Origin of the sequence: Planobispora longispora, from assembly GCF_016863135.1 — a bacterium.
Taxonomy (GTDB): Bacteria; Actinomycetota; Actinomycetes; order Streptosporangiales; family Streptosporangiaceae; genus Planobispora; species Planobispora longispora.
In genome coordinates this window covers 13,513-27,657 of sequence record NZ_BOOH01000075.1, presented here as the reverse complement: position 1 = coordinate 27,657, position 14,145 = coordinate 13,513, and the positions used below count along the sequence as shown (strand labels likewise).

At 72.6% G+C, this 14,145-nt stretch carries 12 protein-coding genes; 6 read left to right on the top strand and 6 right to left on the bottom strand.

Annotated features, from left to right (window positions below; all coding sequences use genetic code 11):
- Positions 1 to 13 precede the first annotated feature (13 nt).
- The 5 genes from Plo01_RS38645 to Plo01_RS38625 all read right to left on the bottom strand — a co-directional run bounded on the left by Plo01_RS38645 (position 14) and on the right by Plo01_RS38625 (position 5,793).
- The gene (locus tag Plo01_RS38645) at positions 14 to 2,215 is read right to left on the bottom strand and encodes a DUF4132 domain-containing protein (protein ID WP_203895768.1); all 2,202 of its coding nucleotides are present in this window, start codon (positions 2,213 to 2,215) and stop codon (positions 14 to 16) included.
- 151 nt (positions 2,216 to 2,366) lie between these two features.
- The gene (locus tag Plo01_RS38640) at positions 2,367 to 2,945 is read right to left on the bottom strand and encodes a hypothetical protein (protein WP_203895767.1); all 579 of its coding nucleotides are present in this window, start codon (positions 2,943 to 2,945) and stop codon (positions 2,367 to 2,369) included.
- A gap of 1 nt (position 2,946) precedes the next feature.
- The gene (locus Plo01_RS38635) at positions 2,947 to 3,339 is read right to left on the bottom strand and encodes a hypothetical protein (RefSeq protein WP_203895766.1); all 393 of its coding nucleotides are present in this window, start codon (positions 3,337 to 3,339) and stop codon (positions 2,947 to 2,949) included.
- A gap of 102 nt (positions 3,340 to 3,441) precedes the next feature.
- On the bottom strand, positions 3,442 to 4,707 hold the full coding sequence (locus Plo01_RS38630) for a multidrug effflux MFS transporter (protein ID WP_203895765.1): 1,266 nt from the start codon (positions 4,705 to 4,707) through the stop codon (positions 3,442 to 3,444).
- A 126-nt stretch (positions 4,708 to 4,833) separates the two neighbouring features.
- Positions 4,834 to 5,793 carry a TauD/TfdA dioxygenase family protein gene (locus Plo01_RS38625; RefSeq protein WP_203895764.1) on the bottom strand — a complete coding sequence of 320 codons (960 nt, stop codon included), beginning with the start codon at positions 5,791 to 5,793 and terminating at the stop codon, positions 4,834 to 4,836.
- Between the two features lie 320 nt (positions 5,794 to 6,113).
- On the opposite strand from Plo01_RS38625, the gene Plo01_RS38620 reads away from it, so the two are divergent.
- From Plo01_RS38620 to Plo01_RS38595, 6 genes are read left to right on the top strand one after another with little or no spacing between them, the layout of a single operon-like run.
- Positions 6,114 to 6,956, top strand: coding sequence for a GntR family transcriptional regulator (locus Plo01_RS38620; RefSeq protein ID WP_203895763.1), 843 nt, complete (start codon positions 6,114 to 6,116; stop codon positions 6,954 to 6,956).
- Entirely contained in the window at positions 6,947 to 7,174 is a 228-nt protein-coding gene (locus Plo01_RS38615; RefSeq protein WP_068923275.1) for a 4Fe-4S dicluster domain-containing protein, read from the top strand. Before Plo01_RS38620 ends, Plo01_RS38615 begins: the two co-directional genes overlap by 10 nt.
- A gap of 14 nt (positions 7,175 to 7,188) precedes the next feature.
- Positions 7,189 to 8,631, top strand: coding sequence for an ABC transporter substrate-binding protein (locus Plo01_RS38610; protein ID WP_203895762.1), 1,443 nt, complete (start codon positions 7,189 to 7,191; stop codon positions 8,629 to 8,631).
- Positions 8,628 to 9,500 (top strand): ABC transporter permease, encoded by an 873-nt coding sequence (locus Plo01_RS38605; protein WP_203895761.1) that lies wholly within the window; start codon positions 8,628 to 8,630, stop codon positions 9,498 to 9,500. The genes Plo01_RS38610 and Plo01_RS38605 overlap by 4 nt, the downstream gene beginning before the upstream one ends.
- A complete protein-coding gene (locus tag Plo01_RS38600) occupies positions 9,497 to 10,264 on the top strand; it encodes an ABC transporter ATP-binding protein (RefSeq protein WP_203895760.1) in 768 nt (255 codons plus the stop codon). Before Plo01_RS38605 ends, Plo01_RS38600 begins: the two co-directional genes overlap by 4 nt.
- Positions 10,261 to 12,963: a fumarate reductase/succinate dehydrogenase flavoprotein subunit gene (locus Plo01_RS38595; protein ID WP_203895759.1), complete on the top strand. Its 2,703-nt coding sequence runs from the start codon at positions 10,261 to 10,263 to the stop codon at positions 12,961 to 12,963. Before Plo01_RS38600 ends, Plo01_RS38595 begins: the two co-directional genes overlap by 4 nt.
- 28 nt (positions 12,964 to 12,991) lie before the next feature.
- Here the strand turns inward: Plo01_RS38595 and Plo01_RS38590 are convergent, their stop codons facing one another.
- Entirely contained in the window at positions 12,992 to 13,909 is a 918-nt protein-coding gene (locus Plo01_RS38590; RefSeq protein ID WP_203895758.1) for a DUF6891 domain-containing protein, read from the bottom strand.
- Between the last annotated feature and the right edge of the window lie 236 nt (positions 13,910 to 14,145).

The window sequence follows — 14,145 nt, the reverse complement described above, 5'->3', positions numbered from 1 at the left end:
CCCGGCGGGCCGGTCATCCATGGATCTGGCGGGTGATGGTGGGGTCGGTGACGGCGGTGTCGGCGGCCAGCAGGAAGGCCTTGGAGACGATGACCGACAGCAGGCCGCCGTCTTCCTCGAAGGGCAGGAAGATCCGGTCGGATCCGCCGCGTCCGGGGACGACGCACAGGTAGGCGTCGTTGGGCTCCATCAGGATGTTGCCCGACCCCAGGTGGATCTTGTAGGTGCGCAGGTCGCCCCGGACGACGAGGAAGCGGTCGGTGAGGGTGCAGCGGTCGGCGACGGCCAGGCGGGGCAGCAGCCGGGCCAGCGCGTCGCGGCGCACTTCGGCGGAGGACCGGAGCGGCCCGAACGAATCGGCCCGCCAGTGGTCCCGCAGCCCGTCCGGCCCCCGGTCGAGCCACTCCGGGTCGGCCCCGATCGAGGTGACCGCGATGAACAGGTCCACGTCCCGCATCGCCTCGCTGAACACCAGCGCCGGCACCTCGGCCAGGGGCGTCAGGAGCCAGCCGCCGTCGGTCGGCCGGTGGAACCGGACCTGGCCGGTGGTCGCGTGTTCCTCGTCGTACAGGTCGTGGAAGAACGTCGCCCGCCACCGCCCTCCGGCCAGCAGCCGCCGGGCCTCCCCGTTGCAGCCGCCGTCCCACGGCCCGAGGTAGCCGGCCGCCCAGCCGCGCTGCTTGAACAGCGCGTACAGCTTGTGATAGCCGACCACGTGTCCGGCGAACCGGTTCGAGTGGTCCCGCGTCTCCTCCTCGGCGGGGGTGAGCAGGTAGACCTCGCGGAAGGCCTGCTTGAACGGCTGGCGCAGCTCCTCGTCCTGCACCGCCTCCCGCCAGGCGCGCACTTCCTCCGGCGGCACGCGCGCCGGATGCCACAGCCGCACCGGCACGTCCGGCACGTTCATCCCCAGCTCGCTCCGCCACACGCCGGGGGAGACCTCGAACTCCCAGATCAGCCGGTCGGTGATCGGCCGGCCTTCCAGCTGCCGGTAGGGCGGCCCGTCCTCGCTCGCGTATCCGGTCTCCAGCGCCCTGGCCAGGGTCGCCTGTTGCTGTCGTACCTGCTTGACCTGCTCGCGTAGCCGCTTGACCTCGTCCGGATGCTCCCGCCTGACCGCCGCCGGGACCGTTTTGAGCTTCTTGTCCCCGTGCCACCACGACAGCTCGACCCCGTCCTCGATCGAGATCACCGCCGTGTGCTCGCCCACCGTCTGCCGCACCCGTCCGTCGGGCAGCCGGAAGGCCACCTCCAGGCGATCCGCCAGCACCGGCTCGATCCGCTTGAGCATGCGGTCCAGCTGCTTGGTCACGCCCGCGTGCCGGGTGATCCGCCGGGCGGTGCGCAGCGCCGAGACCGCCTCCGGGGTCGGGTGCGACTCCGCCGCGTGGGCGACCTCGAACAGCACTCCCTGCGAGGGCAGCGTCTTGGCCGAGGTGGGCGCCACCGCCACCCCGCGCACCAGCCGGTCGAGCGGTCCGGGCAGCCAGGCTTCGTCCCGGAAGAGCGCCAGCCGTACGGCCCGCCCGATGGTTTTTTTCTCAGAGGACTCGAACGCCTTCTCCGCCCGGTAGGGGATCTCCCCGGCGTGGATCGCGGCGACGCGGGCCCCGGCGGCCTCGACGGCGGTCCGGGCGAAGGCCGGGTAGCCGGGCAGGCCGCTGAGTCGCCCCCGAAGGTCGGGCAGGGGTGCCAGCGGACGGAACGTCGAGTCCTGCATGGGATCGGCGAACAGCGCCCGATGCTCCGCACCCCAGCCGAGCAGCAGCTCCACCTCGGCGACCGCGATCGGCCCGAGCTCCCGGGTGATCCGCTCGGCCACCTCGGCGTCCAGTCCCGCGAGCCCGGCCAGCGCCAGCGTCGCGAAGGGGTGGCTCAGCCGTTCCTCGCGCAGCAGGAACTCCACCAGGACACGGGCGGGACCGGCCAGCCGCTCCAGCGGCGCCCCCGCGGGGCAGCGGGCCAGCGCGCCCGTCGCGATGCACGGGTTCACCGTTTTCCGGCTCGCCGCCACCTCCACCATCACGTCGAACAGTTCCGTGCACGTCTCCGGGGTGAACAGCGACTGCTCTCTCCCGGCCTGTTCCATCACGGCCGTGTGGAACTTCACGATGTACTGGCTCCGGTAGGCCGCAGGCAGCAGCGCGCCGAGCTCGAACGCGCGCTGCCGCGCGGCGTCGGGCCGCGGAGCGGAGCTCTCCGCGGCACCGGTCATCGGGGATCCGTCGGATGCCGCGACCGGAGAGGAAACCGGGGAGGAGGCTGGGGAGGAAGACAGCATGGGGGGATCTTGCCGGACGTCCCCGACAGAACGCCGCTGTCGCGTTCGTAGGAGTCCTCGTCCAGATGGAAGTCCCAGGAGGCGGTCAGCCCGCCGGGCAGCAGGGAACGCGCGGCGTCGGCCGGGGCGTCGGTCGGGTGCTCGGACAGCAGGTCTTCCAATCGGACAGCAGGTCTTCCAATCGGCGTCTGGCCATCCATCCGGCCGAATGGGGACACTGGCCGATCTCCCGCTGGGCCTGGCGAAGATAGGGCAGGAGGGGCTCGCATTCGGCGGCTGTGAGGTGTTTGATCGCGGCGATCGGGATGCGGTAGAGGTAGTCGGTCCGTGGCGGCTCAGGAAGGCCGAGCGTGGTCCGCCACAGCAGCTCCCGCTCCTGCGGGGTCCAGTGCAGCTTGCGCTGCGCCAGCCTGGTGAGGGGTGTCTGGCCGGCGATGCTGCCATCGGTGGTCCGGGTGATCAACTGGGCCCACAACGCCGTCGCCCGCCATTCGGCCTCGGCCCACCCGGCGAAGAGTTCCTTCAGGCGCGTGTCGTCGACGAAACGGTGGGTGTCCCGGGGGTGAAGGGTGGTGTCGAGGCGGCGGAACATCGTCAGGGTCGCCTGGTCGAACTCGTCCAGCCACTCGCGGAGTTCGGCGGGCAGCCCGTCGATGACGCCCATCTCAGCCCCCGACCAGCGGGACGAGCTTCACGAACGACACGACCGGGTCGACGGTGAGGTCGATCCCGGCGTCCAGGTCCTCGATCTGCCGGTCGCCGACCAGCAGCAGGAAGCCGTTGCGGGCGAAGGCCGCCTCGGCGGCATCGGCCTGCCTCTCCCAGTCGAGCCTGCGGGCGGTGCGCAGCCGGTAGCCGTTCAACTCGGCCTCGGCGTCGGTGGGCTTGACCAGGCCGCGGAAGTGGTGGGACGGGGCGGCGTTGTGGCGGGCGACCTCCTCTCGGACGCGGAGCCGTACCAGCTCCCGGGCCGAGATCCGCTCCGGCAGGTCGGGCAGGGAGAACTCCTCCAGCGCCCGGCCCGTCATGGTCTCATCGCGGAATATCACCGACGCCATCAAAAGCCCCTTTTCGTCGGGAATGTGATGGCGACATCTATAACAGCGGAGGGCGACAGAACCCGTTCGCCCGTCCGCCTCCCGTGACGGGCGGCCGCGACCTCAGCGGACCCCGCGCAGGAGCACATTCCCCGACAGGCACGCGGCCAGGCTGAGGAGCGCGACGGTCACGGCGAGAGGCACCGCGGTGTGCGTGCCGAAGGCGCCCGAGATCGGCCCGGTGAGCCCGCCGGCGACCCACTGCACCAGCCCGAAGAGGGCCGAGGCGCTCCCGGCGCGGAACGTGGGCTGGCTGGACATGGCGAGGGTCAGCGTCATGGGGTAGATCAGGCCCTGCCCCGAGCTCACCAGGAACAGGGCGGACATCACCCAGGGCAGGCCGAGGCCGGCGAGGGCCGCCACCAGCAGCAGCACCCCGGCGACGCCCGCCAGGGCGAGGCCGACCGTGAGCAGGCGGCGCATCGGGACGCGCCCGGCGAGCCGGCCGGCCAGCTGCCCGGTGATGATCATGCCGGCCGAGTTGACGCCGAACAGCAGGCTGAAGCCCTGCGGGGAGAGCCCGTACACCTCCTGCAGGACGAAGGAGGCGCCGGAGATGTAGCAGAACATCGCGCCGCTCGCGAAGGCCGCGGTGAGGGCGAGGGCGGCGAAGGTCCGGTTCCGGATCACCGTGGCGAGCGACCGCAGGACCGCGCCGGGCCCCGCGCCGGTCCGCAGGCGCGGCGGGTGCGTCTCCGGGAGCACCAGCAGGGCGATGAGCCAGAGCAGTCCCCCCGCCGCGGTGATGACCCCGAACAGCCCCTGCCACCCGACCACCCGGAGCAACTGCGCCCCCAGGAGCGGCGCCAGGAGCGGGACCAGGCCGGTCACCAGCATCAGCATGCTGAAGAACCGGGCCGCCTCGATCCCCCCGTGCAGGTCGCGGACCACGGCTTTGGTCAGGGCGACGCCGGTGGCGGCGGTCAGCCCCTGCAGGAGGCGGAACGCGACGAGGAGTTCGATCGACGGGGACAGCGCGCACAGCGCGGACGCCACGCAGAAGGCGGCGAATCCGATCAGCAGCGGGCGCTTGCGGCCGAAGGCGTCGCTGAGCGGGCCGACGATCACCTGACCCGTTCCGAGCCCCACCATGAAGGTGGTGAGGGAGAGCTGGGCCGCGGAGGCGCTCGCGTCCAGGTCGGCGGCGAGCCGGGGGAGCGCCGGCAGGTAGAGGTCGATGGCGAGCGGGCCTATCGAGGTCAGCGCGCCGAGCAGGATGAACAGCCTGGTCCGTCCGAGGCGGACGGTGCCGGGTGGCTCCGCCTCGTCTGCTCCGGCGATTCCCGTCGCCACCGCGGGGCCAGCCGGCAACGGTGAAGCCACGGGCATGTCACTCACAGGAGTGCCTTTCCGCGGCCGCTCGGGCCGCCGTGGGGAACGGGCGGGGGACACCCCCCAGGGCCCCCGCCCGCGCTCATGGGGTGGATCGCCGGACACCGGCGGTGATCCGGGCCGTCAGGCGACGACCAGGGACTCCGCGGTGAACTCGCGGCCGGCGACGATCTCCGAGACGAACCCGTCGGGGCCGACGGGCCGGTCGCCGATCAGGGTGACGCGGTGCAGCGTGCGCCGTACGTCGAGGTGGTCGAGGTCGGTGGGGGCCAGGTGGGCGGTGGCGCGATTATCCCAGAAAGCGACGCTGCCCGGAGCCCAGCGGAAGCGGACGGTGTACTCGGGGCGGGTGATCTGCTCGTAGAGCAGTTCCAGGATGCGCCGGCTCTCCTGGGAGGAGACGCCGACGATGCGGTCGGTGAAGCCGGGGTTGACGAACAGGGCCCGCTCCCCGGTCTCCGGGTGGACCCGGACCACGGGGTGGACGGAGACCAGCAGGTTGTCGTTGATCCGCTTGAGCAGCCTGCCGTCCTCGTCGGTGGTCTGGTAGCCGGCGAGGAAGCGGTGCTCGGCGCGCAGGCCGTCGACGAAGCGGCGCAGCGGCTCGGACAGGCCTTCGTAGGCGGCCACCAGGTTGGTCCACTGGGTGTCGCCGCCGTACTCCGGGACGGTCTCCGCGCGCAGGATGGAGGCGGCGGGCGGGTTGACCGCGGCGGTGACGTCGGTGTGCCAGCCGGAGTAGTAGGAGTACTGCCGCTTGCGGTAGAGCTCGCGGTACTTCGCCCCGTAACGCTCCTCGTAGCGGAGCGGATCGATGGTGAGGATCTGCGGGAACTCCTCCGGCGGCGCGTCCTCGTGCGGGTGGGCGTGGGTGAGCTCGCCGAACTGGCGGGCGAAGGCGATCTGTGAGGAGTGGTCCAGGGTCTGGCCGCGGAAGAACACGACCTTGTACGCGAGCAGGGCCTGGCGGATCTCGGCGACCGTGGTGGGGTCGAGCGGATGGGAGAGGTCGACGCCGGTGATCTCCGCGCCGATGTGCCCGGCGACGCGCCGGACCGCGAGGGTGGTGACGGTTGCTGACATGAGACGGCCTCCATGGGTTCTGACGTGATGTCGCCGGAGATCGACGTGGCGGTGCGAGGTCGGAAGCTCGCTGCTCACAGCCACGACTTTGCGTCAAATTCCCCTATAAGTCAATAGGGAATACATGAAATTGGATCCGCTCCGGATCGATCGCCTCACGGCGGAACCGATGGCGGTTCTCCGGCTCTGGGCGGAGAAAGACGAGGTGGAGGGGGTGGGGGCGGCCCTGCGGGTGGCGCAATCTCCTCGTTACACCAGTATTCCTACTGGTTGAGTAGGGTTATGTCCGTCATCACGTCGAGGGACGCCGGGAGGCGGGCATGGGGAATGCGGGCGCATCCACCGTGGGCGGCGCGCGGCGCAGCAGGGCCGACCGGGCCAGGCAGGTGGCCGACCTGCTCCGCCGGGAGATCGTGCACGGCGGGTACGGCCGGGGGCGGCTGCCGCTGGAGGCCGCGCTCGCCCGCGAGTTCGGGACCTCCCGCAACACCGTGCGTGAGGCGCTGGACCTGCTGCGCGGCGAGGGTCTCGTGGAACGCTGCCCCGGTGTGGGCACCACGGTCGCCGCCGAGAAGTACCCGCACGGCCTGCACCGGCTGCTCGGCCTGGCCGAGACGCTCCACGAGCACGGTGAGGTGAGCAACGAGGTCCGCACCATGAGCCTCGTCGAGCCGCCCGCCGCGGTCGGGCGCCGCCTCGGGCTGGCTGCCGGAGAGCAGGTCGTCTACCTGGAACGGCTGCGCCGCCTGAACGGCCTGCCGCTCTCGCTCGACCTGACCTACCTCGTCCGCGACGCCGGCGAGCCGCTGTTCGACGCCGATCTCGAACGCAACGACATCTTCGTGCTGCTGGAGCGGATCACCGGGCAGCCGCTCGGCACGGCGGAGCTGACCGTGGAGGCCGTCAACGCCGACGCCCACACCGCCGCCGTGCTCGACGCCCCGCGGGGGGCCGCGCTCCTCATGATCGAGCGGCTCACCCACCTGGCGGACGGGCGCCCCGTCGACCTGGAGTTCGTCCGCTTCCGCGGGGACCGCCTGGCCATGCGCGGTCACCTGCACCGTGACGTCGAGGACGTCGAGGACGCGGAGCACGTGGAGCACGTGGAGCGCGCCGAGGACGTGAAGCGCGCCGAGGACCCCGAGGAGAACACATGCCCCTGATCACCCAGCGCGTCGAGGTCCCGGTGACCATCGACGAGGCGTTGTGCATCGACGGCTGCACGCTCTGCGTGGAGGCGTGCCCGCTCGACTCGCTCGCCATCAGCGACGAGACCGGAAAGGCCTACATGTACGTCGACGAGTGCTGGTACTGCGGCCCGTGCGCCGCCCGCTGCCCCGTGGACGCGGTCACCATCAACATCCCCTACCTGCTGCGATGAAGGACCCTGCGAAGATGAACCCCCTCCGTGCGGCGGCCGCGGCCGCCCTGCTGCTGGCCGTCGCGGGCTGCTCGGTCGCCGGCGCCGCGGGCGGCGACGGCGGTGACGACGCCGGGAAGATCCGGGTCGTCATCGGCTACCAGTCCAAGACGATCAACACGGTGACCGCGGGCACGCTGCTGCGCTCGCTCGGCTACCTGGAGAAGCGGCTCGGAGACCGGTACACCGTCGAATGGCAGGACCACGACACCGGCGCGCCGATCACCGCGAAGATGGTGGCCGGGAAGGTCGACATCGGCTCGATGGGCGACTATCCGCTGCTGATCAACGCCTCCCGCACGCAGGGCGTCGAGGCGGCCCGCACCGAGCTGGTCGCCGTCACCGGCTACAACCTGCGCGGCGCGCTCAACATGGTCGTCGTCGCGAAGGACTCCGAGGCCAGGACCCTGGCCGACCTCAGGGGGAAGAAGATCTCCGCCAGCGTCGGCTCCGCCGGGCACGGCACCCTGGTCCAGGCGCTGGAGAAGGCCGGGATCGACCCGGTGAGCGACGTCGAGACCGTCAACCAGCAGCCGCCGGTCGGCGCCTCCGCGCTGGAGGCCGGGACCGTCCAGGGGTACGCCCAGTTCGTCGCCTGGCCCGGCCTGCTGGTCTTCCAGGACAAGGCCCGGCTGCTCTACGACGGCGCCGCCCTGGACGTGCCGACCTTCCACGGCACCGTGGTGCGCGCGGCCTACGCCGAGGAGCACCCCGAGGTCGTCGACGCCTTCCTCAAGGCGCAGATCGACGCCACCCGCTACCTGCACGAGCACCCGCTGGAGGCGGCCGAGTCGGTCGCGGAGGAGACCGGGCTCCCGGCCGAGGTCGTCTACCTCTACAACGGCCCCGGCGGCATCTCCACCTTCGACGTCACCCTCAAGCCGCAGCTCAAGGCCGCCCACGAGCACGACGTGCCCTACCTCAAGCGCATCGGCGACGGCTTCTCCGGGGTGGACCTGACCCGCTTCGTCAACGACTCCCACCTGCGCGAGGCGTACGGCCCGGCCTACGACGCCGACACCGCCTCCACCGCCAACCCCGCCGCGATCACCGGGGACGACCCGGTCTGCGGAATCCCGGTGAAGGACCCCGCCACCGCCTCCGAGCTCTGGCTCGCCGGCGAGAAGACCACCCGCCCCGCGGCGACCCCCGCCTGCCTGCTGCGCGGGATCGCGAAGGCGAAGGCGGACGGGGCGGCGGACGTCCGCGCCGCCTACGTGCCCGACGCCGCGACCGGCACCCGCTGGTTCGCCGACCGGGCCTTCTGGGTCGAGGACCCGGACGCGGAGGAGAACGCCCGCTTCCTGCCCTTCACCACCGAGGACGGGGCCAGGGCCTACCTCGACGCCCACGGCGGAGCCGAGACCATCTCCTACGACGACGCCCTGAAGGCCGCCGCGGGCGAGGACGGCGCATGATAGCCGGCCCTCAGACGCTCACCCGCTCCTCGTCGTCCGGTACGGCCGCGGCCGCAGGTCCGGCCGGTTCCCGGGGGACGGCGGGCGGCCGGGCCGCGCTCCGGTGGGGGATCCGGGCGGCCTCCCTGCTGGCGGCGGCCGGCCTGTGGCAGGCGCTCACGGCCGCCGACGCGCGCCTGTGGCTGCGCTTCGACCGCCTCCCCACGCTCGGTGAGATCGCCGAGCGGTTCGCCGGGCAGCTGACGACCCCGCTGTACTACCTCGACCTGCTGCAGAGCCTCATCCGCATCCTCACCGGCTTCGGCCTCGCCGCGGTCGCCGGGATCACCGCGGGCATCCTCGTGGCCCGCTCCCGGCGCGCGGGCGACGTGCTGCTGCCGCTGCTGGAGGCGGTCCGGCCGATCCCGGCCATCGCCCTGGTGCCGATCGCGATCCTGCTCTTCCCCACCGACGAGCAGGGCATCGTCTTCATCACCTTCACCGCGGCCTTCTTCCCCGTCACGGTCAGCACGCGGCACGCCGTACGGGCACTGCCGACGATCTGGGAGGAGGCGGTCAGGACCCTCGGCGGGACCCGCCGCCACGTGCTGTGGAACGTCGTCCTGCCCGGCATCCTGCCGGGCGTGTTCGGCGGGCTCTCGGTCGGCATGGGCGTGGCGTGGATCTGCGTGATCTCCGCCGAGATGATCTCCGGCGAGTTCGGGGTGGGCTACCGGACCTGGCACGCCTACACGGTCGTCGACTACCCGGGGGTGATCGTCGGAATGATCACTATCGGCGTCCTCGGCTGGCTGACCTCGGCCGCCATCGAACTGATCGGGCGGCGGGCCACCCGCTGGCTGCCCCGAGCGGAAGGGAGCAGGCGATGACGTCGGTCGCGGAGAGCGCCACCGGACGGGCGGAAGCCGGGAGCACGGCGGCGGGCGGCGCGGGTCTCGCCTTCCGGCTGGAACGGGCGGGCCTCGGCTACGGCCGGGACGCCGTGCTGCGGGACGTCGAGCTGGATGTGGCGCCGGGCGAGGTCCTGGTCGTCGTGGGCGCCTCCGGCTCCGGGAAGTCCACGCTGCTGCGCGCCCTGGCCGGGCTGCTCCCGCCGCGCGAGGGCCGGATCCTCGCCGGCGGACGGGAGGTCACCGGTCCCTCGGCGGACCGCGCCATGGTCTTCCAGGACGACGGGCTGCTGCCGTGGCGCTCGGTCCGGCGCAACGTCGAGCTGCCGCTGCGCATCCGGGGCGTGTCCCGGGGCGAGCGCGGGCGGGCCGCGCGGGAGTGGATCGAGAAGGTCGGGCTGGACGGGTTCGCCGGGCACCTGCCCCGCGAGCTGTCCGGCGGCATGCGCCAAAGGGTGCAGCTGGCCCGGGCCCTGGTCGGCGCGCCGCGCGCGGTGCTGATGGACGAGCCGTTCGGCGCGCTGGACGCGCAGACCCGCGTCGGCATGCAGCGCCTGCTGCTGGACGTGCTGCGCGACACCTCGGCGACGGTCGTGTTCGTCACCCACGACGTGGACGAGGCGCTGCTGCTGGGCGACCGCGTCGCGGTGCTGGGCCGTACCGGGGTGCGGGCCGTCCTGGACGTGCCCGACGGCGACGACGCCCGTACGAACCTGCGTGAACGCATCCTGGAGGAGCTGTGACGGAGATCCCCCCGATCGAGGACCGCCTCGAACTCGAGTGCGAGGTGCTCGTCGTCGGCGGCGGGACCGCCGGCACGATGGCCGCGATCACCGCGGCCGAGCGCGGCGCGCGGGTGCTGCTGCTGGAGAAGGCCCACGTACGGCACAGCGGGGCCCTGGCCATGGGCATGGACGGCGTCAACAACGCCGTCATCCCCGGCAAGGCCACCCCCGAGGACTACGTCGCCGAGATCACCCGGGCCAACGACGGGATCGTCAACCAGAAGACGATCCACCAGACCGCGACCCGCGGCCACGACATGGTCCGCAGGCTCGAAGGCTACGGAGTCAAGTTCGAGAAGGACGACTACGGCGAGTACGCCGTGCGCCGCGTGCACCGCTCCGGCAGCTACGTGCTGCCCATGCCCGAGGGCAAGGACGTCAAGAAGGTCCTCTACCGGGTGCTGCGCCGCCGCGACATCCGGGACCGGGTCCGGATCGAGAACCGGGTCATGCCGGTCCGGGTCCTGACCGAGGGCGGCCGGGCGGTGGGCGTCGCCGGGTTCGACACGCGCGGAGGGGGGTTCGTCACCGTGCGGGCCGGGGCGGTCGTCCTGGCCACCGGCGCCTGCGGGCGGCTCGGCCTGCCGGCCAGCGGCTACCTCTACGGGACCTACGAGAACCCGGCCAACGCCGGGGACGGCTACGCCATGGCCTACCACGCCGGCGCCGAGCTCAGCGGCATCGAGTGCTTCCAGATCAACCCGCTGATCAAGGACTACAACGGCCCGGCCTGCGCCTACGTCGCCAACCCGTTCGGCGGCTACCAGGTCAACAACCGGGGGGAGCGGTTCGTCGACTCCGACTACTGGTCGGGTCAGATGATGGCCGAGGTCGCCGCCGAGATCGCCTCCGCCCGCGGCCCGATCTACCTCAAACTCTCCCACCTGCCCGACGAGACGGTCACCGCGGTGGAGAACATCCTGCACTCCACCGAGCGGCCCACCCGCGGCACCTTCCACGCCGGGCGCGGCCACGACTACCGCACCCACGACGTGGAGATGCACATCTCCGAGATCGGCCTGTGCGGGGGCCACTCGGCCTCGGGCGTGTGGGTGGACGAGAACGGCGCCACGACCGTCCCCGGCCTGTACGCGGCCGGCGACCTGGCCTGCGTGCCGCACAACTACATGATCGGGGCGTTCGTCTTCGGCGACCTCGCCGGGGCCCACGCCGCCGCGCGCCACGCCGTCCCGGAGACGCTCCCCGGAGACCAGATCGCCGCGGCCCACGAGCTCGTCTACCGCCCGCTGCGCAACCCCGACGGGCCGCCGCAGCCGCAGGTCGAGTACAAGCTGCGCCGCTTCGTCAACGACTACGTCGCCCCGCCCAAGACCGGCGCCAAGCTGGAGATCGCCCTGGAGTCCTTCGAGCGCATGCGCGAGGAGATCGCGACGATGGGCGCGCGCACCCCGCACGAGCTGATGCGCTGCGTGGAGGTGGACTTCATCCGCGACTGCGCGGAGATGGCCGCCCGCTCCTCGCTGGTGCGGACCGAGAGCCGCTGGGGCCTCTACCACGAGCGGGCCGACCTGCCCGTCCGCGACGACGCCTCCTGGCTGTTCCACCTGAACCTGCGCAGGCGGCCCGACGGCGCGATGGAGTTCCTCAAGCGGCCCGTCGAGCCGTACCTGGTGCCGGTCGAGGAGTTCCAGCCGGTCCGGGCGGAGCCCGTGCTCGTCGGCGCCCACACGAGCACCGCGGTGCGCCGTACCGCGGCGGCCCGCACCGGCCACGCCGCCGTCGGACGCTCCCCCCGGATCCTGGAGCTGCACCGCCTCGCCGAGGAGCAGCCCTCCCTGGACCGGCTCGCCCCCTACCTCGCCGACCCCGACCCCAAGGTGCGCCGGGCGGCGATCGCGGCGCTCACCGAGACCGTCCCGGAGGGCGTGGGCGGGGCGCTGGCCGCCGCGCTCGCCGACGACCACGGCACGGTACGGCGGGCCGCGGCCGGCGGCCTGCGCGAGCTGGTCGAGGTGCTGCCCGCCACCCCCGCGCTCGGTGCGGACCTCGCCGCGCGAGCGGACAGCCCCGACCCCGCGGTCCGGAGCACCGTCCTGGACATGCTGCGGGCGCTGCGCCTGGGAACACCGGAGATCTTCGCCGAAGGGACGCGGGACGCCGACCACCGGGTCCGCATCGAGGCGATCCGGGGCCTGGTCTCCCTGGACGAGAGCGATCTGGTCGCCGCCGCGGCGGGCGACGCCTCCCGCGAGGTCCGCGTCCGGGTCGCCACGGGCCTGGGCACGATCGGCAAGCCGTCCGCGGCGCTGGCCGGGCTCGCCGACGACCCCGACCCGCTCGTCCGGGCCGCCGCCCTGGAATCCTCCGGCGCCACCGGCTCACCCCTGCTCGCCCAGGCCGTACGGGCCCTGCGGGATCCCGCCTGGCAGGTACGGGTCGGCGCGGCCCGGTGCCTGGGGGCGGGCGATCCGGCGGACGCGGCCGGACCGCTCATCGCGACGCTGGACGACGGCAACCTCGACGTGCGCAAGGCGGTCGTGCTCGCACTGGGCCCGTGGGCGGCCCGGCCGGAGGTCGCCGCCGCGCTGCGCACCGCCCTGTCCGACTCCGACGCCGACGTCCGCGCCTACGCCCGCCGGGCCCTGCGCCGCCGCATCGCGCCGGCGCGCACCGCCGAGGAGGAGGAGCCGGTATGAGCGGGCAGGAAAGCCGGCGGGCGCCTCCTCAGCCGATGAGGCGTTTGCGCCAGTCGAGGGGGGTGACGGTGACGGCGTGCCGGGGATCGCCGTTCCACTCCACCGAGAGCCCGGCCTCTCCGAGTGCGGCCACGACCTCTCGTCCGATGGATGCCGTGGTGTCCGGTGAACCGTCGAAGCCGCCGTACAGGAGCGTCAGCCCGCGTCCGGCCGCGGCCGAGTCCGTGCACTGGCTGTGGAAGTAGACGTAGCCACGGGCATCCGGGGCGCCCGCCGCTCCGATCTCCGCCTGGCCGCACGCGCGGCAGCAGGTGAAGTTCTCCCTCGCCGTGATGCCCGCGGCTTCCAGGGAGGTGAAAGCCCGGCTGAGCCGTTCCGGGTCTGTCTCCCCGTCCCAGAGGGCCTGCTCCTCGACACGCTCCAGCCACATCCGGTCGACCAGCCGGCGTGCCTGTCCGGGAGAGACCGGCCGGCGGTCCCCTGACACGAGATAGTCCTGCGCGATCTCGGCCAGTTGCGCCCGCGTCGCGTAACCGCCCACGATCACTTCGCGGATGCGCGCCTCGAGCTGCTCGCGCTCCTCCTCGGCGAGTTCGAGCGGAGGCGGGACCTCAGGGGGACCCAGATCCAGCGGGGTCCAATCCAGTCCGGAGTCCCAGTCGTCCTCCTGGCGGGCCCAGCGGGTCATGGCCGAGATCACCTGCTCGGGCCCGTCGAGTGCCGCCTGGAAGTGCCGGTCGGGCGCCCCGTCGCGATGTTCCAGCGCGTAGTCGCCCTCATCCTCGTGCCATACCTGGATGAAGACTTCGGGGAGGTCGGGAATCCGCTGGACGATCAGGAACCTGTTGTGCTGACCGCCCAGCCGGTTGACCAGTTCGGCGAGTTTCCCGGCGCTCGCCCGGACGTGCCGTTGATCGTCCTCGGTCCGTACGGTGATTGCGAACATGCCGATCACTCTGGCACGAGGTGCGGACAGCGCAGACGTCCTGTCCCTGCCCCGGGTGGGGGCGGTGATGTCGGCTGCGGCGTGTCAGCCGCGGGGCGGCGTCCGCGCGGCGCGCGCAAGACCCGCCGGTGGATGAGTTCGTCGCCGTTCACTGCTCCTCACCCTCCTGCAGGCGGGCGGGATGGGTCTCCAGCCGGTCCATTCGCTCTGACCAGGCGCGCCGGAGCTCACGAGTG